Origin of the sequence: Methanonatronarchaeum sp. AMET-Sl, assembly GCF_029854155.1 — an archaeon.
Taxonomy (GTDB): Archaea; Halobacteriota; Methanonatronarchaeia; order Methanonatronarchaeales; family Methanonatronarchaeaceae; genus Methanonatronarchaeum.
This window is the reverse complement of the sequence record NZ_CP122958.1, coordinates 1,081,327-1,105,090: the sequence shown is the minus strand read 5'-3', so window position 1 is coordinate 1,105,090 and position 23,764 is coordinate 1,081,327. Positions and strand designations below refer to the sequence as shown.

At 39.3% G+C, this 23,764-nt stretch carries 25 protein-coding genes and 1 tRNA gene; 21 read left to right on the top strand and 5 right to left on the bottom strand.

What is annotated here, in order from left to right; genetic code table 11:
• Window positions 1-122 precede the first annotated feature (122 nt).
• The 7 genes from QEN48_RS05580 to QEN48_RS05550 all read left to right on the top strand — a co-directional run bounded on the left by QEN48_RS05580 (window position 123) and on the right by QEN48_RS05550 (window position 6,649).
• The gene (locus tag QEN48_RS05580) at window positions 123-1,583 is read left to right on the top strand and encodes a 2-isopropylmalate synthase (protein WP_280107917.1); all 1,461 of its coding nucleotides are present in this window, start codon (window positions 123-125) and stop codon (window positions 1,581-1,583) included.
• 1 nt (window position 1,584) lies between these two features.
• Complete coding sequence (ilvB, locus tag QEN48_RS05575) at window positions 1,585-3,279, top strand: biosynthetic-type acetolactate synthase large subunit (protein WP_280107916.1); 1,695 nt, start codon at window positions 1,585-1,587, stop codon at window positions 3,277-3,279.
• 3 nt (window positions 3,280-3,282) lie between these two features.
• Entirely contained in the window at window positions 3,283-3,777 is a 495-nt protein-coding gene (gene ilvN, locus QEN48_RS05570) for an acetolactate synthase small subunit (protein ID WP_280107915.1), read from the top strand.
• Window positions 3,778-3,782: 5 nt separating this feature from the next.
• Complete coding sequence (ilvC, locus tag QEN48_RS05565) at window positions 3,783-4,775, top strand: ketol-acid reductoisomerase (RefSeq protein ID WP_280107914.1); 993 nt, start codon at window positions 3,783-3,785, stop codon at window positions 4,773-4,775.
• Window positions 4,776-4,785: 10 nt separating this feature from the next.
• Window positions 4,786-4,873, top strand: a tRNA-Arg gene (locus QEN48_RS05560).
• 229 nt (window positions 4,874-5,102) lie between these two features.
• Window positions 5,103-5,492 carry an IS200/IS605 family transposase gene (gene tnpA / locus QEN48_RS05555; protein WP_280107913.1) on the top strand — a complete coding sequence of 130 codons (390 nt, stop codon included), beginning with the start codon at window positions 5,103-5,105 and terminating at the stop codon, window positions 5,490-5,492.
• 2 nt (window positions 5,493-5,494) lie between these two features.
• Window positions 5,495-6,649, top strand: coding sequence for a transposase (locus QEN48_RS05550; protein ID WP_280107912.1), 1,155 nt, complete (start codon window positions 5,495-5,497; stop codon window positions 6,647-6,649).
• On the opposite strand, the gene QEN48_RS05545 is transcribed toward QEN48_RS05550, so the two are convergent.
• Both QEN48_RS05545 and QEN48_RS05540 read right to left on the bottom strand, forming a co-directional pair.
• The gene (locus QEN48_RS05545) at window positions 6,646-7,302 is read right to left on the bottom strand and encodes a hypothetical protein (RefSeq protein WP_280107911.1); all 657 of its coding nucleotides are present in this window, start codon (window positions 7,300-7,302) and stop codon (window positions 6,646-6,648) included. The two genes, QEN48_RS05550 and QEN48_RS05545, sit on opposite strands and share 4 nt — an antisense overlap.
• 253 nt (window positions 7,303-7,555) lie before the next feature.
• The gene (locus QEN48_RS05540) at window positions 7,556-7,714 is read right to left on the bottom strand and encodes a hypothetical protein (protein WP_280107910.1); all 159 of its coding nucleotides are present in this window, start codon (window positions 7,712-7,714) and stop codon (window positions 7,556-7,558) included.
• Window positions 7,715-7,837: 123 nt separating this feature from the next.
• Here QEN48_RS05540 and QEN48_RS05535 point away from each other — a divergent pair, with 123 nt between their 5' ends.
• The 3 genes from QEN48_RS05535 to QEN48_RS05525 all read left to right on the top strand — a co-directional run bounded on the left by QEN48_RS05535 (window position 7,838) and on the right by QEN48_RS05525 (window position 10,099).
• Complete coding sequence (locus tag QEN48_RS05535; protein ID WP_280107909.1) at window positions 7,838-8,179, top strand: SHOCT domain-containing protein; 342 nt, start codon at window positions 7,838-7,840, stop codon at window positions 8,177-8,179.
• Between the two features lie 413 nt (window positions 8,180-8,592).
• On the top strand, window positions 8,593-9,447 hold the full coding sequence (locus QEN48_RS05530) for a sugar phosphate isomerase/epimerase family protein (protein ID WP_280107908.1): 855 nt from the start codon (window positions 8,593-8,595) through the stop codon (window positions 9,445-9,447).
• A gap of 13 nt (window positions 9,448-9,460) precedes the next feature.
• Window positions 9,461-10,099: a 2,5-diamino-6-(ribosylamino)-4(3H)-pyrimidinone 5'-phosphate reductase gene (locus tag QEN48_RS05525; RefSeq protein ID WP_280107907.1), complete on the top strand. Its 639-nt coding sequence runs from the start codon at window positions 9,461-9,463 to the stop codon at window positions 10,097-10,099.
• Window positions 10,100-10,114: 15 nt separating this feature from the next.
• On the opposite strand, the gene QEN48_RS05520 is transcribed toward QEN48_RS05525, so the two are convergent.
• The 3 genes from QEN48_RS05520 to QEN48_RS05510 form a co-directional block, all read right to left on the bottom strand.
• A complete protein-coding gene (locus QEN48_RS05520) occupies window positions 10,115-11,035 on the bottom strand; it encodes a succinylglutamate desuccinylase/aspartoacylase family protein (protein WP_280107906.1) in 921 nt (306 codons plus the stop codon).
• Window positions 11,036-11,078: 43 nt separating this feature from the next.
• Window positions 11,079-12,389, bottom strand: a complete 1,311-nt coding sequence (locus QEN48_RS05515; protein WP_280107905.1) for a hypothetical protein — start codon at window positions 12,387-12,389, stop codon at window positions 11,079-11,081.
• A gap of 91 nt (window positions 12,390-12,480) precedes the next feature.
• Window positions 12,481-13,611 (bottom strand): hypothetical protein, encoded by a 1,131-nt coding sequence (locus tag QEN48_RS05510; RefSeq protein WP_280107904.1) that lies wholly within the window; start codon window positions 13,609-13,611, stop codon window positions 12,481-12,483.
• 445 nt (window positions 13,612-14,056) lie between these two features.
• On the opposite strand from QEN48_RS05510, the gene QEN48_RS05505 reads away from it, so the two are divergent.
• The 11 genes from QEN48_RS05505 to QEN48_RS05455 all read left to right on the top strand — a co-directional run bounded on the left by QEN48_RS05505 (window position 14,057) and on the right by QEN48_RS05455 (window position 23,750).
• Window positions 14,057-14,344, top strand: a complete 288-nt coding sequence (locus QEN48_RS05505) for a hypothetical protein (protein ID WP_280107903.1) — start codon at window positions 14,057-14,059, stop codon at window positions 14,342-14,344.
• Between the two features lie 16 nt (window positions 14,345-14,360).
• Window positions 14,361-16,121: a ribosome biogenesis/translation initiation ATPase RLI gene (locus QEN48_RS05500; RefSeq protein WP_280107902.1), complete on the top strand. Its 1,761-nt coding sequence runs from the start codon at window positions 14,361-14,363 to the stop codon at window positions 16,119-16,121.
• 219 nt (window positions 16,122-16,340) lie between these two features.
• Window positions 16,341-16,832: an Lrp/AsnC family transcriptional regulator gene (locus QEN48_RS05495; protein ID WP_280107901.1), complete on the top strand. Its 492-nt coding sequence runs from the start codon at window positions 16,341-16,343 to the stop codon at window positions 16,830-16,832.
• A 38-nt stretch (window positions 16,833-16,870) separates the two neighbouring features.
• Window positions 16,871-18,025, top strand: coding sequence for an aminotransferase class I/II-fold pyridoxal phosphate-dependent enzyme (locus tag QEN48_RS05490; RefSeq protein ID WP_280107900.1), 1,155 nt, complete (start codon window positions 16,871-16,873; stop codon window positions 18,023-18,025).
• Window positions 18,026-18,098: 73 nt separating this feature from the next.
• On the top strand, window positions 18,099-18,743 hold the full coding sequence (locus QEN48_RS05485; protein WP_280107899.1) for an endonuclease V: 645 nt from the start codon (window positions 18,099-18,101) through the stop codon (window positions 18,741-18,743).
• 363 nt (window positions 18,744-19,106) lie between these two features.
• Window positions 19,107-19,535, top strand: coding sequence for a hypothetical protein (locus tag QEN48_RS05480; RefSeq protein ID WP_280107898.1), 429 nt, complete (start codon window positions 19,107-19,109; stop codon window positions 19,533-19,535).
• Window positions 19,536-19,584: 49 nt separating this feature from the next.
• Window positions 19,585-21,168: a hypothetical protein gene (locus tag QEN48_RS05475; RefSeq protein WP_280107897.1), complete on the top strand. Its 1,584-nt coding sequence runs from the start codon at window positions 19,585-19,587 to the stop codon at window positions 21,166-21,168.
• A 4-nt stretch (window positions 21,169-21,172) separates the two neighbouring features.
• Entirely contained in the window at window positions 21,173-21,721 is a 549-nt protein-coding gene (locus tag QEN48_RS05470; RefSeq protein WP_280107896.1) for a hypothetical protein, read from the top strand.
• Window positions 21,722-21,742: 21 nt separating this feature from the next.
• On the top strand, window positions 21,743-21,913 hold the full coding sequence (locus tag QEN48_RS05465; protein WP_280107895.1) for a hypothetical protein: 171 nt from the start codon (window positions 21,743-21,745) through the stop codon (window positions 21,911-21,913).
• Between the two features lie 374 nt (window positions 21,914-22,287).
• Window positions 22,288-22,569 carry a hypothetical protein gene (locus tag QEN48_RS05460; protein WP_280107894.1) on the top strand — a complete coding sequence of 94 codons (282 nt, stop codon included), beginning with the start codon at window positions 22,288-22,290 and terminating at the stop codon, window positions 22,567-22,569.
• Between the two features lie 38 nt (window positions 22,570-22,607).
• The gene (locus tag QEN48_RS05455) at window positions 22,608-23,750 is read left to right on the top strand and encodes an AAA family ATPase (RefSeq protein ID WP_280107893.1); all 1,143 of its coding nucleotides are present in this window, start codon (window positions 22,608-22,610) and stop codon (window positions 23,748-23,750) included.
• The last annotated feature ends 14 nt before the right edge of the window (window positions 23,751-23,764 follow it).

Sequence of the window (23,764 nt, the reverse complement as noted above, 5' to 3'; positions counted from 1 at the left end):
TATAATGATTATTGATTAAGGATGTGGTGTTGGCTTTTGATATCTAAAGATATTTAGATTTCTAGAGTTAATACTCGTTTATTAGGTGTTTAATATGAGGGATCGTTTTATTGGTTAAATTGTTGGACACTACCCTGAGAGATGGTGAACAGACACCTGGAGTCTCATTAACCCCAGATGAAAAACTATGGATAGCTAAGAAGCTTGATGAGTTAGGGGTTGACATAATAGAGGCTGGAAGCGCTGTAACATCTGAAGGGGAAAAAGAGGGCATACGTAAGGTAGCGAATGAAGGGCTTGACGCTGAGATATGTAGTTATACACGAATAGTCAAAAAAGACATCGATGAAGCGTTAAATTGCGGTGTAGATTCAGTACACTTAGTTGTACCGGTTTCTGACCTACATATTGAGAAAAAACTAGAGAAAAACCGGTCTGAAATAATCGAGATGACTACCGATGTTGTTCAATACGCTAAGGACCATGGCTTGATAGTTGAGTTAAGTGGAGAAGATGCAAGCCGGGCAGACATAAGTTATATCGAAAAAGTATTCAAAAATGGAATAGATGTTGGAGCCGACAGGTTATGTTATTGTGACACAGTTGGTGTTTTGACACCTGAACAAGTAAGAAACGACCTATCACAACTTGTAGAAACTTTCGACGTAACGGTCGGCCTACATTGCCATGATGACCTTGGTTTCGCAGTTGCAAACACAATTGAGGGCATTAAATCTGGATGTGATGAGGTCCACGTAACTATGAACGGTTTAGGTGAGAGAGCAGGTAACGCAGCTTTAGAAGAAGTAGTTATGGCAGGCAGGAAACTATATGATATGGAGTTCAATGTCGAGCCAGAACTACTTTATGAAACATCTAGACTTGTTTCAAGGCTATCTGGAGTTGTATTATCCGACAATAAATCAATCGTTGGAGACAATGCATTTACACATGAATCTGGAATACACGCCCACGGTGTTTTAAGCGACTCATCAACATACGAACCAATCTCCCCAAGCGAAGTAGGTCGACAGAGAAGATTCATTCTTGGAAAACACACCGGAAAAGCATCTGTGAAAGCAATGCTTGAAGAAATGGGTGTAGAAGCAAACCAAGAACAACTAGCCGACATCGTCAAAAGAATAAAAGACATAGGGGATAGAGGTAAAAAAGTAACCACTGCAGACCTAAAAACAATAATCGAAACAGTTCTCAACATATATGAAGAGCCAAGGGTTAAACTAGAAGAACTAACTGTAGTCTCAGGGAATAAAGTAACCCCAACCGCTTCAATCGAGTTATTAATAGATGGTAAAGAAGTAATTCAATCCGGAACTGGAACAGGCCCTGTCGACGCTTCAATAGAGGCAGTAGGGAAAGCATTCTCAGAACTAGGAGATATAGACCTCGAAGATTACAGAGTTGAGTCAATAACAGGTGGGACAGACGCCCTCGTAGAAGTTATCGTAAAGTTGAAGAAAGATGGAAAAATCGTGTCAGCTAGAGGCGCGAGAACAGACATCATAATGGCTTCCGTTGAGGCCATGCTAGAAGGTGTGAATAGATTGATCACGGAGGAATAAGATGAAAGGTTGTGAGGCGATTATCGAGAGCTTGAAGAAAGAAGGAGTAGACAAAGTATTCGGATATCCTGGTGGAGCTGTAATCGACTTATATGACACAATACATCAGGAAGACGAGATACAACACATATTAACAAGACATGAACAAGCCGCTGCACATGCGGCAGATGGATACGCTAGGGTTACTGGAGAACCCGGAGTGTGTATAGCTACAAGCGGTCCAGGCGCAACAAACCTTGTGACCGGTATAGCAACAGCAAACATGGACTCCGTACCCCTAATCGCCCTAACCGGCCAAGTACCCACACACATGATCGGTAACGATGCATTCCAAGAAGCCGACATAACCGGGATAACAATCCCAATCACAAAATACAACTGTTTAGTCAAAGATCCAGAAGAACTCCCAAAAACAATGAAAAAAGCATTCTATATAGCTGGGACAGGTAGAAACGGTCCAGTCTTACTCGACCTACCTAAAGACGTTCAACAAGGAGAAACCGAATTCGATTATCCTGAAAAAATCGAGTTAAGAGGATACAAACCAACATACAAAGGCCATCCACTACAAATCAAAAAGGCGACCAAAGCAATACTTGAAGCAGAACGTCCAGTCCTATACGTAGGTGGGGGAGTCATAGCAAGTGAAGCTTCAGGAGAACTAAAACAACTGGCAGAAAAATGCACGATACCTGTAGTGACAACACTAACAGGAAAAGGAGCCTTCAACGAATCACATCCATTATCACTTGGAATGGTCGGAATGCACGGAACAAAACCATCAAACTACGCAGTAACAGAATCCGACCTAATAATAGCAGTTGGAGCACGATTCGATGACAGAGTAACAGGAAAACTAGAAGGATTCGCACCAAACGCATCCGTCATACACATCGATATAGATGCAGCCGAAATAAGTAAAAACATAAAAACACAGATACCGATCGTCGGAGACGCAAAAAACATACTAAAAGAAATAAACAAAAAAATCGACAAACTGAAACAAGAAAAAAAAGAAACCGAGTGGCACAAAAAAACAAAAAAATGGAAAAAAGAATTCCCACTCGAATACGACGAAACAACCGACACAATAAAACCACAATACATAGTTAAAGAGATAGATAAACAAACACCAGACAACACAATAATCGCTACCGAGGTCGGTCAATGCCAGATGTGGGCCGCTCAATACTACCAATACAAACACCCAAGAACATTCATAACAAGCGGAGGACTCGGAACAATGGGATACGGCCTCCCAGCAGCAATAGGTGCCCAAGTAGCCTACCCCGACAGAAAAGTATGGAACATCGCTGGAGACGGAAGCATCCAAATGAATATACAGGAACTTGCCACAGCAGTCAAATACCAACTCCCAGTCAACATAGCAATACTCAACAACAAATATCTCGGCATGGTTCGACAATGGCAAGAACTATTCTACGATGAAAGATACTCCCAAACAGACCTAGGAGACAACCCAGATTTCCAGAAAATAGCTGAAGGATTTGGCGCAGTAGGAATAACAGTAAACAAAAAAACAGAAGTGCCAGACGCAGTTAAACGAGCAAACCAAACAGAACGACCAGTAATGATAGATTTCAGAGTAGATCGAGAAGAAAACGTCTACCCAATGGTGCCAGCAGGCGCAACACTAAGCGAAATAATAGACCGAAAAGACGTAGAGGGGGAATAAATAATGGATGTACACGTAATCGGATTACTAGTAGAAAACAAACCCGGAGTACTAAACCGGGTAGCAAACCTATTCAGCCGAAGAGGATACAACATAGAAACCATATCAGTAGGCGTAACAGAAAACCCAGAAATCTCCCGAATGACAATAACCCTCAAAGGAGACGAAGACGTCCTAGAACAAGTAATAAAACAACTAAACAAACAAATGGACATAATTAAAGTAACCGAACTAAAAGAAAACTACGTCGAAAGAGGCCTAGCATTAATAAAAGTCAACGCAGACAACCCCAACACTAGATCCGAAATAATACAGATAGCAGACATATTCAGAGCAAACGTAGTAGACGTAGGTAAAAAAGCCCTCACATTAGAAGTAACAGGCGACCGAAAAAAAATCGACGCAATAATCAACATGCTCAAAGAACATGGAATAAAAGAAATCGCACAAACAGGAACAGTCGCCATGAACAGAGGCAGAAAATCAATAGGAGGATAAAAAAGATGACAGAAATGTATTACGGAGAAAATATAGAACTCTCACAACTAGAAAAAGTAGCAATAATCGGATACGGAAGCCAAGGACACGCCCACGCACTAAACCTACATGAAAGCGGAGTAGACGTAGTAGTAGGAGTAAGAAAAAACGGAAAATCTTGGGAAAAAGCAAAAAACGATGGATTAGAAGTAAAAACAATACCAAAAGCAGTAAAAAACGCAACACTAACAGCAATCCTAATACCAGACGAAGTACAACCCCAAGTATATAAAGAACAAATAGAACCAAACCTAAACCCCCAAGACACATTACTATTCGCACACGGATTCAACATACACTACAACCAAATCAGACCACCAAACAACGTCAACATAGTAATGGTAGCTCCAAAAGGCCCAGGCCACCTCGTAAGAAGAGTCTACGAAGAAGGCAATGGAACACCAGGCCTATTCGCAATAAACCAAGACGTAACAGGTCAAGCCCAAGAAAAAGCACTCGCCTACGCAAAAGGAATAGGCTGCACAAGAGCAGGCCTACTAAAAACAACATTCAAAGAAGAAACCGAAACAGACCTATTCGGAGAACAAGTCGACCTATGTGGAGGAGTAACAAAACTAATCAAAGACACATTCGAAACACTCGTCGAAGCCGGATACCAACCAGAAGTAGCCTACTTCGAATCACTCCACGAAATGAAACTAATAGTCGACCTAATACACGAACAAGGCCTAAAAGGCATGTGGCACTCAGTAAGCAACACAGCAGAATACGGCGGACTAACCAGAGGAAAACAAGTAATAGACAACCAAACCAAACAAAACATGAAAGAAGTGCTCAAAGAAATACAAAACGGCGAATTCGCAAGAGAATGGATACTAGAAAACAAATCCGGACAACCAGTACTAAAAAGAGCAAGAGAACAAGAAAGAAACCACCAAATCGAAGAAGTCGGAGAAGAACTAAGAGAAATGATGCCCTGGCTCAACAACCAAGAATAAAAAATCATTAGGGCGTGTGGCCTAGCAGGACAAAGGCGGCAGCCTCCTAAACACATGGAGACAGCTGCAAACCGCGGGTTCAAATCCCGCCACGTCCGCCTTAAAACCCCAAAACCCCCTCCCTCTCTTTTCCATTATTTCTACCTACCGAGATAACCGCACGACATAACAACCAACTACATAGTGAAGACTAATCAAGAAATAGAGGTTAGAAGAAGAAACCCTAAAACACCGTGAAGTCAACTAGAATTTAATTACATTCATAGCCACGGTTGGGGTTGGATGTTTGCGTAACATCTTTAGGTGAGTAGTCTCTATATACTGACTATGCCTCGTGGGTTCGACAGGGAACGTACCAATGTCCACAAACTCCAGTACCACTTCATCTGGTGTCCGAAGTACCGTAAATCGGTGCTTGAGGGCGAGGTATGCGACCGTCTCGAAGAGCTCATCGGGGAGAAAGCCGACGAACTCGACTTAGAGATACTGGAGTTGGTGATTCGCCCCGACCACGTACACCTGTTCATCACGGGCGACCCAACGCTCGCCCCGAACAAAATCATGCAACAGGTCAAGGGCTACTCTTCGCGCCACCTCCGCGACGAGTTTGACTTCGGCTTGCCGTCGCTGTGGACGCGCTCGTACTTCGTCTCAAGTGCGGGCGACGTATCCAGCGAAGTCATCGAGGAGTACATCGATGACCAAGCAGGTGAGTAGTCATGCAACGGAACGTCTCAACCACGGTGCGGGTCAAACTCCACTCGCTGACCAACAGGAAGGCTGACCTGCTCGCCCGTGAGTACGAGGCGTTCCAGACAGAGGTTCGCGGTGGAGACGCCGACCTCTATTCCGCGACCAAACAGCAGGCATCGAAAGTCCAGCGACAGAAAGACCCGAACCCCGACACCGAACAGCCTGTCGTTCTCCGCAACGACGTGTTCGACGTGTCCTACGACGAGGACACCGTTCTCTCGTCATGGTGGGTCAAACTCCCCGTCTACGACCCTGAGCGTGGACGGGGCAACTCCATCTGGTGTCCCGCCCACGTTCCGAACAAGGACGAACAACTCGTCCGTGAGGGCGATATTCGGGACAGCGAGTTGGTGCGCCGTAACGGTGACTGGTACGTCCATCTCGTCGTGAAGCGGTCTGTGACCGTCCAAGACGAGTACGACGACGTGCTGGCTATCGACATGGGCGCACGATGGGTCGCCACCTCTGCGTTCCTCTCTGACCGCAAGACCACGTTCTACGGCGAGGAAGTGCGTCGTATCCGCGAACACTACAAACAACTGCGGAAGTCCATCGGGAAAGCGAAACCCCGACAGGGACAGCAGGTGGTTGAGCGTATCGGGGACGCGGAAGCGCGGAAGGTGGACGACCGCCTCCACAAGATTGCCTGCCAAATCGTGGAGGACGCCGAACAACGGAACGCAATCATCGTCGTGGGCGACCTCGGCGGTATCCGCAAGGACAATGACAAAGGGCGGTACGTCAACGACAAGACCCACAAGATGCCGTTCGCCCGCCTGCTCAACTACATCGAGTACAAGACCCACGACGCGGGCATCGACGTGCAGTTGGTCGAAGAATACGACACGTCGAAAACGTGCAACCGCTGTGCCTGCGAGGGCGTCCGAGAGACGCAGGGACGCTTTAAGTGTCCCGAGTGTGGGCTGGACGACAACGCCGACAAGAACGGTGCGCTGAATATTGGCAAACGAGCCTTGGGCAAGTTCTCGAAACCGCTGTCCATGGCGGGGGCTGTACTGGCACAGCCCAAAACGCAGGTCATCGTCCAACGTGACGACGAACCTGCGAACCTCTCCGTATCCGTGGGTTCAACCCCCAGTGGGGGAACCCCACAGCTTTAGCCGTAGGAGGATGTCAGATCGAGAACCATTGTATTTTTGTCATCAATTTTTTCAATGCTACGGATATTGATGTTGTGTTTATCTTGAAAACTTTTTTTGGATTCACGTAATAACTTCAAGCTATCTACCTGTATCACTAAGACATCTTGTATACCATGCCGGATTTTATTTAAATTCCTTTCAGTTTTTTTGATTAATTTAGATAACTCTTCTATTGACTCGATTTCGACACATCCAACTAAATCCCTGAATTCTTTGTGGTTAAGGAGTTCTATAATGTATTTTTGGTGTTTTTCCTCTGATTCAATTAACTCATCTATTGTTTCGAAAAAACTTTGAGGCTCCTTATCAAGCCAGATAACCTCAATGTCTTTAGGTTTTAATCGGTCTTGTATTTCGGTGTATAGATCTATCATCATGTCTTCATTTTTTATTAGGTTGATAAATATATACTCGTGATACTGCTCCATGTTTTTGAAATAAAGCTTGAAAAGCTCTTCTTTTTGTTTACCTATGTTTTGGATTAACGGTAAATCGATTTTGGTAAATATTTCCTCAAGCATCTCTTTATGGTGTTTAGAGTCTTCAGCAAGTTCAATCACCTGATCTGAGAAATCATAGAAATCCAATGTATCTTTGCCCCTACTCGACATATCAAGAACTCCCCGGTTATAATAGAGATATTCCCCTACAGCCTCCGTCTTATAAGCTCTCAAAAGAAAGTCCTCAAAATACGAATGCCACATACCATCTTTAGTCATCACAACTAGTATTTCTACAAAATAACAGATAAAACCTACTATCAAAAACCAATTATCACTCTTCCCAGAAAAAAATGAGAACTAAAATAAAAAATATAAAGATAGGGGGATGGATGTATTTTTGTTTAGTTTGGTTTGGTTTGGTTTACATGTCGTTGTCTTTGATTAAGTTGTAAGTGTTTTTTTTGGATTTTTTTTCATCTTGGTTGAATGCTTTTCCAGCTTCTTCAAATGTCTTTGAGGTGATGGCTTTACCTTCAGGGTCTAGGCCTGCATGGCCTTTACCGTGATCTTCGTCAGGCATTTTACAACCACAGTTATAACACATAATATATCACTAAAACAACTTATCTAACCAAACCTGATAACATTTACCCAGAAACAAACCAAAAAACCTATAAATCCAAAATATGAAACATAATTTAAGATGAATCTTTATACCGACCTACCGCTGATTTTTGAACACCACCCAATGGAGGGATGGGGTTTCTGGGGTTTTGGATGGCTACCTCTATTGTTATGGCTTGCATTCTTCTTAATTATCGGTGTTTTAGTTTACCAGGATGCTGAAAAAAGAGGGATGAACGGCCTTTTATGGCTAGTATTAATATTGATTCCGATGGTTGGTTTACTCTTCTTATTGATATACATAGTGGTTCGTGAAGAAAAACCAGTGATTGGAAACACAGACGAAATACTTGATGAACGGCTTGCCAAGGGAGAGATTACATTGGAAGAATACGAAGAACTCAAGGATAAACTCAAATAAAATATCTATTTTAAACTTACTCAATACACATACTTAGTAGGGGGATTTTATCTTAACTCAGGGCTAAGACCTCTCCTCTTTAGGGAGAGGAGAATGTCACTTGTCATCTCTCTTCTGACATCCTCCTACGGCTAAAGCTGTGGGGTTCCCCCACTGGGGGTTGAACCCACGGATACGGAGAGGTTCGCAGGTTCGTCGTAAAAAACCCGGTTCTATAACAAAAACATAAAAAATATCTCTAGGCGGAAGAGGTAGAGTGCCTCGGGGCTTGACCTCTCCTTAAAGAGAAAGTAGGTCTTGAGGCCTGAAGCGAGATAAATCGATTAGTTAATTAGGATGTTTAAACAAAGTTAGTGTGTATTGTTTATGGAAAAACATGGTTAATTGGTTTTTCAGGTTGTTTGGTGGTTTATATGAAGTTTGGAGTTGGAATGGCTATTTTTTGGCATGAGGATTATGACCTTATACGTGAGATTGAGCGGTTGAGTGAAATGGGGTTTGAGTCAATTGAAGTTTATTGTGAATATCCTTTTTTGGAGAAATGGAATGAAAATGGTTTTAGAGACGAATTAAGGGTGATTCGAGATAAAATCGAGGAGTGTGGGATGGATGTTGTTACCCATGCTACCCACTATGATGTAAATATTTCAACCTGGAATGATGAAGTTAGAAATGTCGCGATTAACCAGGTTATGAAGTCGATTGATGCTGCTTCGATTCTTAATTCAGATATCGTTGTTGTACATCCTGGTTACTTACCTTCAGGAAAGTTTTCTAGAGAAAAGACTTTAGATAAAATGGTTGGTAGTTTAAAGGAAGTTGGTCGTTATGCCCAGGAAAAAGATGTTAGGCTTGGTCTGGAGAACTTGAGGCATTCACCTAAGGCTTTGTGTGTGGAGCCTGAAGAGTTGTCTAGAGCTATCGATTTAGTAGATATGGATAATGTTGGTATAACCTTTGATATTGCTCATGCTAACAGCATACCTCATATGAAGCCTGAAGAATACTTAATGGCTATTAAAGATGATGTTTATCACGTACATATTAGTGATAACCGTGGAGATGGTATGCATTATCCTATAGGGGTTGGTAACATAGATTTTAAACCTATACTTCGTGTTTTATCCGATATTGAGTATGATGGCCAAATTACTTTAGAGGGTTGGCTTCCGAAGTGGGAGCGTAAAGAAACCTTAGTTAAATTAAGTATCGGTTTCTTGAAGGATTATCTTATGGAGATAAGGCCTTCAGAGATTGAATCTAGTTAGTAAGAGTGTTTTTATGTCTAGGCCATATGTTGTTATTAATAGCGCAATGAGTTGTGACGGTAAGATATCTACTAGGGAGAGGCGTCAGATTTCTATTTCTTCTGAAGAAGATTTTAGTAGGGTTGATCAGTTAAGGAAGGATGTTGATGGAATATTGGTTGGTATAGGTACTGTTCTCGCTGATGACCCTAAGTTGTTAGAGGAAGATACTTATAGGGTTGTTGTGGATAGTAGGGCTCGGACACCAGTTGATAGTGAGGTTTTTATTGGGGATAGTCCTACATTAATTGCGGTTTCTAGTGTTGCTCCAAAAAACCGTGTTGAGCGATTAAAAGAGGTTTGTGAGGTTGTTGAGGTTGGGAGTGATCGTGTGGATCTAAGTGAGTTGATGAGTTTGTTGGGAGATCGTGGTTTGGATAAATTATTGGTTGAAGGTGGAGGAACTATAAATTGGTCTTTGTTGTCCAACGGCTTGGTCGATGAGCTATATACTTATGTTGGTAATATGGTTTTTGGTGGTAAACGTGCTCCAACTTTGGCTGATGGTAAGGGTGCAGGTGGTTTGTCAGATGCAGTGAAACTGGAGTTAAAGGATTGTTATAGGTTGGGTAGTGGTGTGGTTTTGGAGTGGCGTGTTCTAAATCAACCTTAAGATTTTTTTGGGTTTTTAGTAGAGTAGGTGTAGTACGTTTTCTCCTTCTGCTACCACTCTTTCTCTTCTTATGTATATTACTCGGCCAGATATGGGGGATTTTATTGTTTTTTCTTCACCCATCATTTTTTCGATCTTTCCTATTGTCTGTCCTTTTTCTATAAACTCTCCCAGTTTTGTTTTTGATTTGAAGAACCCTGATTGGGGGGATGGTATTTTTTGTTTGTTTAGGAAGGTCTCGGTTTTTTGTTTTTCTACTTGGCCTTTTATTATGTTTGTTCCTTTGAGGAAGTTTTTGATTCCTTTAATGACCTGTTTTACGAATCTGTAGTTTATGTTTCTGCCACGACCTACTTCAATTAGGTATGATTTTATTCCTTCTCTTTCTGCGGAGCTTACTAGGCTGCCGCCAGTGGCTTTTGCTATATAGAGGTGTGGTAGTATTAGTGATGCTTCTTTCACTCTTTCTCTATCCACTATGACGGTGTGTGGTAGGTATTCTCCTGGCCCTCCTGTGTGTATGTCTATTATGTAATCCATTTCGGAGAATATGTTTTCAAACAATAGTTTCCCTATTCTCTCTGTAGGTTTCCGGTCGCTTCCAAGGTAGGTTCTGTTGAGGTCGATGTTGTCGATTGATGAAACACGGTTTTTTTGGTTGAAGGCTGGTGGGTTTAGTACTGGTAATATAACTATTGTTCCATTTGTTTTTTGGTTTGGGATTTCTTTGTAGAGTCTTTGAGCTATGTATGTTCCGTTCCATTCGTTTCCATGTTGTCCTCCTGTAATCGCTATTTTAGGTCCTTTGCCATTGGATATTACTCCACATGGTAGTGATATAACTGAGTCGTCTGCTAGTTTGAATGTATCTATTTTCAGCTTTTTTTTGCCTTTAAGTTTGATTTTATTAAAGTTCTGTATTTTTGTTCTATCCATCTTGATATTCCCTATTTTTTAGGCGTATTTTTTGTATATAAAGTTATTTAGGTTGGGTTATAGCGTATTTTATTAGTTTATTTTGGTTTTTGAGTATTACTGAGAACATGATTACTGCGGATTTGTATATATCTTTGAATTCATTTGGTGTGGTGTCAAGTTTGTTAAGTGTTTTTTGGTTTATTGCTAGCCCTCTATGCATGTCGATTCCTTCGTATCCAGATAGGTTTACAACTATACTTGGTTTTTTGTATTCTTGTGATCGTGGTTCTAAAGCGACTCTTACAAGCCCTCCAACTGGCTTTAGTTTATTCCCTGCTCTGGCAACGTAAACCCGCATATCGAAGTTTCTATATGTATCTTGGTATTTTATTGGTTTAGAGTCAATTAATTCACTAACAGTGTAGGGGTAGGGGTTTTCATGGAACTTGAAGTTTTCACCAAACTCACTTAAGCTTTGTTCAACTTTTTCTCGAACTTTATTCTTTTTTTGTATAATCTCTATTCCACGGCCACCACTACCTCTTGATGGTTTTATAATTGCAGAGCCGTGTTTTTTGATTCTTTCGTTAACTTCGGTTATTATCTCTTCTTTGTTATATGCTCTTGTAAAATCTATTGGCTTGACATTTGCTTTCCTGAGTTCTTCTTCAGCAATTATTTGAGCTTTGTATGTGGCTGATTTATCGTCTGTAACTGGAAAGACCTTGTTTACAACAACTGCATCAAGTTCATTTTCAATCGTTTTCTCTGTTAGCACTGGATGTCTTCGAACAACGCCATCTCCAATTATCACGTCAACTGGATGTCCATCCAACATGGGTTTTTTATTTTCAACACTTAACCTAGGGATTATCTCATCATAGGAATCTAAAACAACACCTGGATTGCTTGTTAACTCCTTAGATCTATAGTAATCCAATCCATGGGACATAAACTCTTCAGTTAAAAACGCTTTTTCATAAAGCATTTTGTCTTTAGGAGGATGGCCTATCAAAACTATACCATCATCCCAAGCGCTTAAAGTTTCGAGATAAGCTTTATTACAGAAATTCCATTGGTCTTTTGGTAGTGAAGATATTCCTCTACTGCTCCCACCGTTTGTTTCGATTATTCGATATGTTTTTTCACCATCAACCTCCTCCATCATAAAATCAACGCAACCGAGATAAAAATCAGTTCCAGAAACTTTATTCAAACCTTCATCGGTAAGTTCTTCAGATGCTTCTTCAATCAACATATTGTTTAGTTCAGGGTCTTGGTTACTGTATATCTCTTTAGTCGATATCTGTTGGTCACCAAAAAACTTCGAGTACTTAACAAAATTTTCAAGTTCTTCATGGTTTGGAGGCAACTATACACCTCTATTTGGTGAAAAAGGTTTATTACTAATTTTTCTATAAATGGGTTTTAATTATTTGTTGGGTTTGGAGGTGGTTTTTACTTTAGATTTTAACGGTGTATTTCTGTTCCATCTTTACTATTGGATCTCCAAGGTCCCATTCTTTTATTTTATTTAAAACTTTTTCCCCTCGATAGTCGTATGGTATTTGAGAGGGGTTTGTGAATAGGTATTCTCTACCGTTTACAGAGGTTTTAAACAACCTTAAATCGTTTTTCTGTGTCATCTTAATTTGGTTTGTGTTTATTTTAAGTTCGTATCCACCGCCGTGTGGCATTACGTTTATACCTTCCAACAACTCCTTTTTCCATTGTGGAATGTCGTTTGGCAGTAGTTCAGGCTTTATATTTTCCTTTCCCTGAACTAAATATACCGGTAGGTCTGGTCTCAAAGATAATGGATAAACTCCATCCGTCGATTCATATAGCCCTAACCTGATTTCATTTTCTTTAAACAATCCCTGGTGCGTAGGATTGCATATAATTTCGTGTTCATCAAATAGATGATCAAAAATTATCTCTCTCTTCTTTTTAGAAAACTCTTCAAGTTTCTTAAATTCGCTGTAATACCTCGATGCAAGACTATCTATCAAAACAAGCATTTCTCCAAAAGGAGTATCGATCCATTTACCACCTTCTTCACTCCATCTATCAAAATCATACATCAGGTTCTTTAATTCAGATGCAGAGGTATGAAGTAGAGCACAATAATCCCCCTCATTTAAATCACCATGTTTTGAACTTTCAACTCTTAAAACCTCAACGAAATGATTACTATCTCCAGCATCCCACTCTATCTCTCTACCCATCAAACTAGGTGGGTTTTCACTTAAACGAAGTATACGACTGGATAATTCATCTATTGTTGGAGCCTCATCGATACGGCTGACAATCATACCGCAACCATTAGGCTTCATCTGTGGAAAAGCCAATCCTTCATCCGGCCATGAAATCACACATCCATATCCAAAACCATTTGCCCAACGCTCATAGTTTCTTGTAATCCCGGCATCTGGGCCAAAAAAAGAAAAAGGCCGGCCTTCAACACCCAACGCCTTAAGTACATGTGAAATTTTTGATAACCCACACTTAGTGTTCAAAATACTCACTCTAGAACTACTGTCATCGACAGCAATTGAATAGGTGTTATCCTTAACAACCTCTAAATCTTCCATCAAATATACCACTCTCAATACAGGTTTAAAAAACCAATATATTGATATATCAGTTGTAAACCTACAACAGTAATTGAACTTAAAATCTCATAAAATTAGTCTTAGTGGACTATTCATATTTCCCCTATGTCCACCAGATATTGGTTGGTTCTTAATTAATGGGTTTTATCATTGTTTTTTGGATAAAACTTTATTTTTTCGTTTTAATATCTTGAATTAAGTTCGAGTGGTATTTTTTTGTTGTTTTTGGTTGTTTAATTGGTTCTGTGGTTTGTGCCAAAGATTTATTTAAGTATTGGGCTAATGAATTGATTGGAAACATAGTTAATTGAGTTTTTCAGTTCGTGTAGGTTTTTGTTGGAAAGTTTTTTTGTATATTGGGTTGTAACTTACTTGGATCAGTAGATTCAGAGAGTTATAATAATTTTAATGTAGGTGTGATTTTTTGGTTGATGCAGAACACAAGAAAGCTCTAAAGAAAACGGCTTTACCGGGTATTATGGGTATACTTGCAGGTTTCATTGCTTATGTTATTTCAGCTGGTCCAGCTGGACCCCTGCAGAGAGAGGTTTTTGGATTAATAGTTATATTGTTTTTTATGTGGATACAGCAGAGTATTTTCCCATTTATTGATGTTGATACCGATGATTTTGGAGGTAAGGATTGGGCTTTTGTTGGGTTTATGACGATTACTTTTGCTTATATCACTTGGGCTTTGATTCTAAACCTCTGAGGAGTTGGTGGTTGATTTGAGAATAGCTGTATTAGATAGGGAGCGGTGTCAGCCTAAGAAATGTTCTGATGAATGTATAAATTTCTGTCCAAAGGTTCGTAGTGGTGAGGAAGCTATCGTAGTTAATTCTGAGGATGGTAAGCCTGAGATTAATGAATCTATTTGCATAGGCTGTAATATATGTATCAGGAAATGTCCTTTTGATGCTATTACAATTGTTAATTTGCCTGAAGAGCTGGAGGAACAGGCGGTTCATAGGTATGGTGAGAACGGTTTTGTTTTATATCGACTTCCGCTTGTTTCAGAGGGAGATGTAACAGGTATCTTAGGTCCAAATGGTATTGGTAAGACAACCGCGCTCAATATTCTTTCAGGGGATTTATTCCCGAACCTTGGTAGTGGTGCTGAAGATTGGGGTGACGTGATTGAACATTTCAATGGCTCTGTTCTTCAAACTCATTTTGAAAAGGTAAGTAATCAGGATATTAAGATATCTATCAAACCACAGCACATTAGGTCGATACCAGAAGCATATACTGGTTTAGTTGGTGAGTTGTTACAGGGTGTTGATGAAAGAGGTGTGTTGGATGAAGTGGCTGAACGTCTTCATTTGAAACAGATTTGGGAGCGGGAACTGGATGTTTTAAGTGGTGGAGAGCTTCAGAGGGTTGCAATAGCCGCGTGTCTATCCAGAAAAGCAGATCTATATTTTATGGATGAAGTAACACCATATCTAGATATTTATCAACGGAAGAGGGTTGCAAGTTTTATTCGTGAAATGCCTGAAGAGAGTACTGTTTTAATTGTTGAACACGATATAGCTATTCTTGACTTACTTACAGATCGATTACATCTCGGTTATGGTGATCCCGGCGCTTATGGTATCATAACTAAGCCAAAGGGTGTTAGAAAAGGAATAAACCAATACTTAGATGGATATTTGCCCGATGAAAACATACGGATTCGGGATGAATCTATAGATTTCAAGGAAGCAAGTGCCACTGGTCGAACAGGTGGTAAAAAATTAATTTCATTACCACACCTTGTTAAAGAATACAGTGATTTCCGCGTTGAAATTGATGGTGGTCAGTTATATCAAGGTGAAACAGTAGGTATTGTCGGGCCTAATGCGATAGGGAAAACAACTGTTGTTAGTATGTTGGCAGGGAAGACAGAGCCAACCAACACAGATATTGACTTAGATTTAAGTATTTCTTACAAACCTCAGTATATCAAGGCCGATGTCGATATGGATGTTGGTAGTTTCCTGGCAACAATCTCTAGTGATTATGGTTCTTCTTACTACAAAACCCGGTTGATGAATCCTTTATCGATAGATGAATTGGTTGAATCAGATCTAGGGGATTTAAGTGGTGGAGAGCTTCAGAGGGTTGCAATAGCCGCGTGTCTATCCAGAAAAGCAGATCTTTATATACTTGATGAACCTTCAGCACATCTAGATGTTGAACAGAGGACTATGGCGATTAAAACGATTAAAAGAATTGTTCAAAGTAGAGATAGCTCTGCATTGGTTGTGGACCATGATATATACATGATTGATTTATTGAGCGATCGTTTAATGGTTTTCGATGGGGAGCCTGGAGTGGAAGGACATGCTCATGGGCCATATGATATGCGTGAAGGAATGAATAACTTTCTAAAAACTCTTGGAATAACATTCCGGAGGGATGAAGACACAAGACGACCGAGAATTAACAAAGAAAACAGCCATCTAGATAGAAAACAAAAAAGAGAAGGTGAATATTACTACTCTTAATGACCTTCTAATTCACTAAACCTGATGTTTTGGAGGATGGTTCTCGGCAGAAAAGATTTTAACCAGTTTTATATCAATAGTAATTGTTGTATTGGTGTTTATAGGTTTTTTATCTTTTTCTTTGTTTTTTGTTTTTATTTAGTTTTTTTGTTTTTTTTGTTGGTTTTGTATTGTTAGTTTAAATATGCTTTGGGATTAATTGTTGTATTGGTGTTTTTGATGGATTCTAAGGATGTTGAAATTCTTGATGTTTTGGAGGGTGATGCCCGTACTTCGTGTGAGGATCTTGCTAATATGGTTGATCTTGATTTGGATGAGGTTGAGTCTCGTATTGAGAGGCTTGAGGAGGAGGGTGTTATTAAGAAGTATATGGCTTTGATTGATTGGGATTTGGCTGGTGAGGAGTATGTTTATGCTTCGATAGAGCTTAATGTCGAGCTTAGTAGGGAGAGTGGTTATGATGATATTGCTGAGCGGATTGCTAGGTTTCCTGAGGTTGAGACTATTAGGCTTATTTCGGGGGAGAATGATCTGCAGATTTTGGTGAAGGAGAGGTCTATGAAGAAGGTTAGTTCTTTTGTTTCTGAGAAGATTAGTACTCTTGAGAGTGTCAGGGATACTGTGACGCATTTTGTTCTTAAGACTTATAAGGAGGATGGGGAGGTTTTCTTTGTCAAAGAGGATAATAAAAGGTTATCTATATCTCCTTGATAGTTTTGTGGAGTTGTTTGTTATGGAGGATTTGTATTATGAAGGTTTCTAGTAGATTGAAGGATGTTCCGCCATCGGGGATTAGGGAGTTTTTCGAGCTTGTTTTGAATATGGATGATGTGATTTCGCTTGGGGTTGGTGAACCGGATTTTGTAACTCCTTGGCGGATTAGAGAAGCTGGAATTTATTCTCTTGAAACTGGTTATACGTCTTATACTTCGAATAAGGGTTTATTAGAGCTTCGTAAGCTTATCGCTGAGGAATTAAGGGAGCGGTATTCCATAGATTATGACCCTAAGGAAGAGATATTGATTACTACTGGAGTGAGTGAGGCTTTTGATTTGGCAATGAGGTCAGTTGTTGATCCTGGTGATGAGGTTATCGTTTTTGAACCATCTTATGTGTCATATGACCCTTGTGTCAAGTTTAGTGGAGGTAAGACTAAGAGAATTAAGTTGGATATGGAGTCTGGGTTTGTTCCATCTCCAGATGTTATTCGAGAAAATATCTCTAGTGATACTGCTTTAATGGTTATAAACAATCCTAATAACCCTACTGGTAGTTGTTTAGATCTTGATACTGCTAGAGAAATATCGCGGATTTCAAAGGAGTTTGATGTACCGTTGTTGTGTGATGAGATATATAGTAAACTTGTATATAATGATGAGTTGCATAGTCCACTGGATTTTGAGGGAATGAAAGAGCAATGTATTTTACTTGATGGTTTTTCCAAATCACATGCTATGACCGGTTGGAGAATTGGTTATGCTGCTGGGCCTAAAAAAGTTATTTCTGCGATGAATAAGATTCATCAATATACGATGTTATGCGCTCCAATAGTTTCTCAAAAAGCTGCTGTTGAGGCTATTGAAAGCTGTGATGGTGAGGTTCAGGAGATGGTGAGTGAGTATAACCGGCGTCGTAGGTTGGTTTATGGAAGGTTTAATAAGATGGGTCTGAAGTGTGTGGAGCCGAAGGGAGCTTTCTATGTATTCCCATCAATCAAGAAGACGGGGCTTAGTTCTGAAGAGTTTTCTCGTCAATTACTTGAAGAAGAAAAGGTAGCTGTTGTTCCAGGAACAGCTTTTGGCGAGGCCGGTGAAGGATATATACGGTGTTCTTACGCTAACTCAAAGGATGTTTTAAAGGAAGCTCTTGATAAGATAAGTAGGTTTATCGAAGACAAGGTTTAGTTTAATCAACCTAGGTTTTTTGTATGAACATAGGGATAAGACCACCTCCTTTGGGTTGGAGGTGATGTTAAGTATGAAGTCTAAGGATGAGTTGATTGGGTTACAGCATTCTATTGCTGATAAAGCAGAGATTTTTGATGATTTTGGTGACATTAAGTTGGTTGGTGGTGTAGATCAGGGTTTTATCGAGCGAGATTATGTGGTTTCTGTTGCTGTAACAATAGGTGTTGGTGGAGATTTAGTTGAAAAGAGTGTATCTGTTAGAGAGTTGGATTTTCCTTATATACCTGGTTTACTGGCATTTAGAGAGGCTCCATCTGCTATTGATGCATTAAGTTCTCTTGATAGGGCTCCAGATATTGTTTTGGTTGATGGTTCTGGCATCATACATCCTAGGCGGGCAGGGATGGCAACTCATATTGGTGTAGAGCTTGATTTGCCAACGATTGGGGTTACTAAGAATCTTTTGTGTGGGGAGTTGGTTAGTGAGCCCAACAAAGTTGGTGATTGTACGGAGATTAGGTTGGATGGCGATTTGGTTGGCTATTGTTTCTTAACTAAAAAGGCCTGTAATCCAATTTATGTAAGCCCAGGACATAGGGTTTCACCCAAAACTGCTGTTGAGGTTGTTGATAACTGTCTTGATGGATATAAACTTCCTGAACCTATTAGGTTGGCTGATCAACTGGTTGGTGAAGAGAAAAATAATTATAAATAAATCTATTTAGGTAGTTTTGAGAATTTTTTGGTTTGTGGTTTGCATTGGGGTGGTTAGGGCTCTAAGTAAAAGGATTAATACACTATAGATTGAGGGAAACACATGGCTTTAGGTATGAGTTCATTGATGGGTATGTTATACTGAGTATGTATGTTTTTGTTGTATCTGTTTCTTTATTTGTGTTGTGTGTATTTTTTTTTGGTTTCAATGATTAGTTAGGGAGGTTTCTAAGTTTTTTGTTTATTTTTGTTTGGTGTTCTGGTTTTTATTGCTTTTTTTTGGTTTTTGTTTGGTTTTGTTTGGTGTTTTTGTGTTCTATCTCCAATAAAAACGTTTTTAGTCTAATTTTAGTCTATTAATCGGTTGTTTTATTTACCAACCCTAACCACCTATAACAAAGGCCTAAAAAGCCCTAAAAAGGAGTTGATCAATATAGGAATAAAAGATTTTAGAAAAAACCCCACAGCACCACTACTACTCCTAGTATTCACAGCTACAAGCATGATAACATTTGGACTTGGAACTCTAGAGTTCATGAACATTAATATTGATGACCAGGCCAACTACATCGCGTTAATGGCATTAATGATAGGCTACATGGAGAGTGGTGGACAAGAACTCATGAAACTACAGGGATATCAATTAGGAACAATCGCAGCAACAATATTCCTGCTTATTGGTATCGAACATTTCGAACCGCTATCAAACATGGTTTACAGCGATCCTCTCTTCACAATGGCCGCCTTCCTTACAACAGTACTAGGATATGCCTTCCTAACAATGGGGGAGTGAAAATAGACCAAAAAACATCGAGCCATAAAAACCCCCAGGTAACAGTTGTATGGAGGCAACACTTATAGTTGTCTATCGACCTAAGCAATTGTTGACGACAACAATCCTATTAATACTATTTTTAAACCTAATAACTGGAGTTGCCTCAGCAAGCCATACAGAAGAAACAATAGAATCTTCATTAAACGATAAAATCCAGGAAATTGGTAAAGAAATTATTTATGACTGCATCAGAGTCATGACAAACCCAATCGACATACCAGGTACAGACCTACAGATAGGGATGGGTTGGGACTGGATAAGGACATTTTTATCGATAGGAGACCTTAATGAAACAGCGGAATACAACTCAGCAATTATCTATGATTATGCCCTGCACATGAATCGAGATGAATCCACCTTCCTAACAATAACCGAAAACCACCTTAAAGACACGGAGAACATTGTTTGGTCAAAAATTAAAATCCAGGTGGCTCAAGACCTATCAAACGATGTATCATTGTCAGCTGCTAAAGCAAACACGACAAAGATAGTTTCAGACCATTACTCAGGTATACAACAAAACCTTGACATGCAGTTAAACAGTCAGATCAAAACATTACTACATCTCAAAAACCTGAACAATCAAAGCAATACAGCGATTGAAAAACCATTCCACGCTGAATTTAAATATAAATATAGTAGTTGGCAAGACGGCAGCACTCAGACCGACACTCGAACCCATGACCAAATTAAAACATATAACAACACAGTAACACTTCTAAATGGAACAAACATAACGGTAACAGACCTAGAACCAAAAGAAGTTTCCAGTGTACCAAACAACCATGGAACCAAATTATTCGAATTGATAACATACAGCGACCAACCTGTAATGGATGGTGCTGCAGAATGCATTGAATCCAGTATAAAAGCTAGCTCTCCTCATGGAACTCAATCGATAGTGATAGACAACTGCAAATGGAACAACCTACAACAAAAACTAATTGACCGCCACGACATGATGGTTGACAACGCAGACAAATATATAACTGAAGTATATGACCTATATACAAAAGGAGAAATAAACCAAACCGAATTAATAGATCCCTACATACTAGCAGGACAACTTAACACACAATATAACCAGACCGGTTATTATGGATATGCAGCAGCCGAACTCACATTACTAGGAATAAACACAACACTACATGAAAGGTTCGAAATCCAAATAAAACAATCACCACACCTACAAACAAACAAATCGATTACAGGAATGTTGTTCACAAACTATGACTTCAATGGTACAAAAACAATCAATAATGGATCAACCTACAACACAACAAACTGGACAGACGACTCATTACTCTACATACTGAACAACGATGGAATCCAACTACTACAAGACACAACGTTTAAAGTAACAAAAATAATTGACATCGATGGAAACCATATAAACGAAGTTACTTTCCAGTGTTACAACCATCAAAACATTGAGCCAAACAAACTAAATGAAGACCTCAAAGAAATCCAAGAAATGTACAACGAAATATTAGACATAAACCAATCCAGTATATATCCTCCACCAACCCAAACAAACTACTGGATAATCATAACAACAATCCTAATAGCCATACTCATCTTACGGAGGTAAACAAGTGAAACAAAAACTCAAGCCAAAACAAAACAAAAACAACTATATAAACTGGATACGGATATCCAGTTTACTAATACTTCTAATAGTAATATCAGTATCCATAACCACTCAACAAATATACTGCACACCAATACAGATAGATCGAAACGCCTACATAATAGATTACAGTTATGATGCTACAGACAATAAATTCAATCTAGAAATAGAAACAGAGACACACCTAAAAATAACCCTAAGTGATGCAACCGGAATAAGAACAACTGGAACTGATTTAATCATAATAAACGAAGAAACATTCTTAATAGAGCCAGGCACCCAAAAAATCAGTTATAAAGTAACCGAAAATCGAGGAGAAGCTGCTCTCGGAATAACAACTCCAACAAAATCCCTGATACTAATAGAAAAAACAGGTATGTTAGAAGAAGACCCCGGCTGGATGGAGGTTAGAGCTGCAGCCATTGGAGGGATAATAACCGGGATCGGAGTCATCACATTAATTGCAACCAAAAAACGTCAACAAGAATCAATCAAACCAGATAGAATACTATAAACAAGTTATAGAGGTAAAAACATGTCTAAAAACAAAAAGAAATCCAGATACCAACTAATAATACAGATAATATTCCTACTAGCGATACTTTTCCTAGGAATACCCCTAATAATGGGTGGAGTAGACTCAATAACAGAGATATTCAACCAATCCGTTGAATGGTGGGTTAACCTAATAAACAGATATCTATAAAAAAGGGAGGTAGTTCAATAGATAAATGGATAGATAAAATAAAAAAACAGCCAGCCACAACAACACTAATTCTAATAACAACAATAGGCCTAACAATACCCTTCTTAGATCCGCCTCAATACATCACAGTATTCTACCTAACACTAGTTTTAGGTAGCTTAATCGCTTTCATACCAGCAACCAAACTAATCGATTGGTTAGTTCAACCCAAACAAAGATACATACTTCAAATCGGAGTTAACGAGGGAGAAATCGGGTTATGGAGGTTAACTGAAAAACAATATCAAAAACTAGAGGTAGTTGAAGGAAAACTGCATAAAGAAAAAACTAAAAAAGGAGACCTACTTATATGCAAATCATTCAACCCTGAAACAATGGAGGCAAAGGGCACATGGCGAGGATCGGTAAGCGATATCGAGTTATTGAGAAATAAAGAACAAATTCAAGAAATCCATGATAAACTAACAAAAATGGCTCAAAAAGGATTAAAAACAAGAATACGAATGCCCTCAATGGTTAGGGACGCAGTAAATCAAATAACAATGGAGATGGCTAGCCATATAGAAAAACAATCAATATACAACGGAGAAATAGTCAACCAAGTTGTAGAGAAAACGATAAAAGAATTCGGAGAGAATGAAAAAGATGTCGAATAAAACAAAAAAACAAAATAAAAACGGGAGTTCTGGTTTTTTTGGTTAAGCCATCAGCCCTATCCATATCCACTTCAGAACTCAAAGAAAAAGTCGACAACGACGACATACAATACCTACATAGACATATGGGGCTAGTTCAAAACAAAAAAACACTCGACCTCCTTAGCTATCTATCACACAACTGGCAAAAAATCCATAGAGAATCAGAAAAAGTAGAAAAAGAACTCCCACTTGAATTCATGGACAGTGAACTAGCAATCTCAATAATCAGAAAAGAAGCAACATCACTATTAAACAAAGCAGTTATAGATGGCAACATATCAGTTATGAAAAGAGTTAGTGGCCGGAAAACCCGTGGAAGAGACATCTCAGGAATTAAAACACTCAGAAAAATAGAAAGAAAGATGGATCAACCGGTCTGGATCTGCTATGTATATGGAAAAATGGGTACCGGTAAAACCGACCTAGCGTTACTTCTAGCCGAACTCTGGAAATCAAATGGACATGGAAGAGAAATCGGCAGCAACATCAAAAGCTTTAAAGAGAAAGAAAGATACATCGATAACTTCCAAGCCCTAAAAACATGGCTTTCAAGCAATAAAAAAGAAAAAATCTTCGTTTTCGACGAAGCATCAAGCCACGTATCCGGATATGGTTCCGACAGCTATGACACAACAAAATACTTCTCAAAACTACTAAAAAAATTCAGAAAACACAAAGGACACCTAATAATAATAGGACACACAGGAAAAGACGTACACCCAGAAATAAGAAGACTATCCAGCGATAAAATAAAAAAACTAACAAAAAAAGACGCCGTTTTCTGTAAAGATATAGGTCCAGATGGCGAACCAATGGAAATAGAACTAAAAATCAAAGGAATTCCAAAAACCAACTACACATTCGATACATACGAATCAACAGGATGGAGATGGAAAGAAAAACAAGACAGCATAACAGAAAAAGTCAAAAAAATCGGAGACAAAATCACAGAAACACAAAACAAAAAATACATAAAAAACTACAAAACCAAAGAAGGAAGATATATAGACAAAGACGTACTCAGATTAGAATACAACCTATCAGAAAACGAATCCAGATTACTCGCAAAATACATCGAAACAGAGACAAACCTACTAAAAAAACAGATAGAAAAACCCGATAAAAAACCTAAAACCTAAGATAACCACTAAAT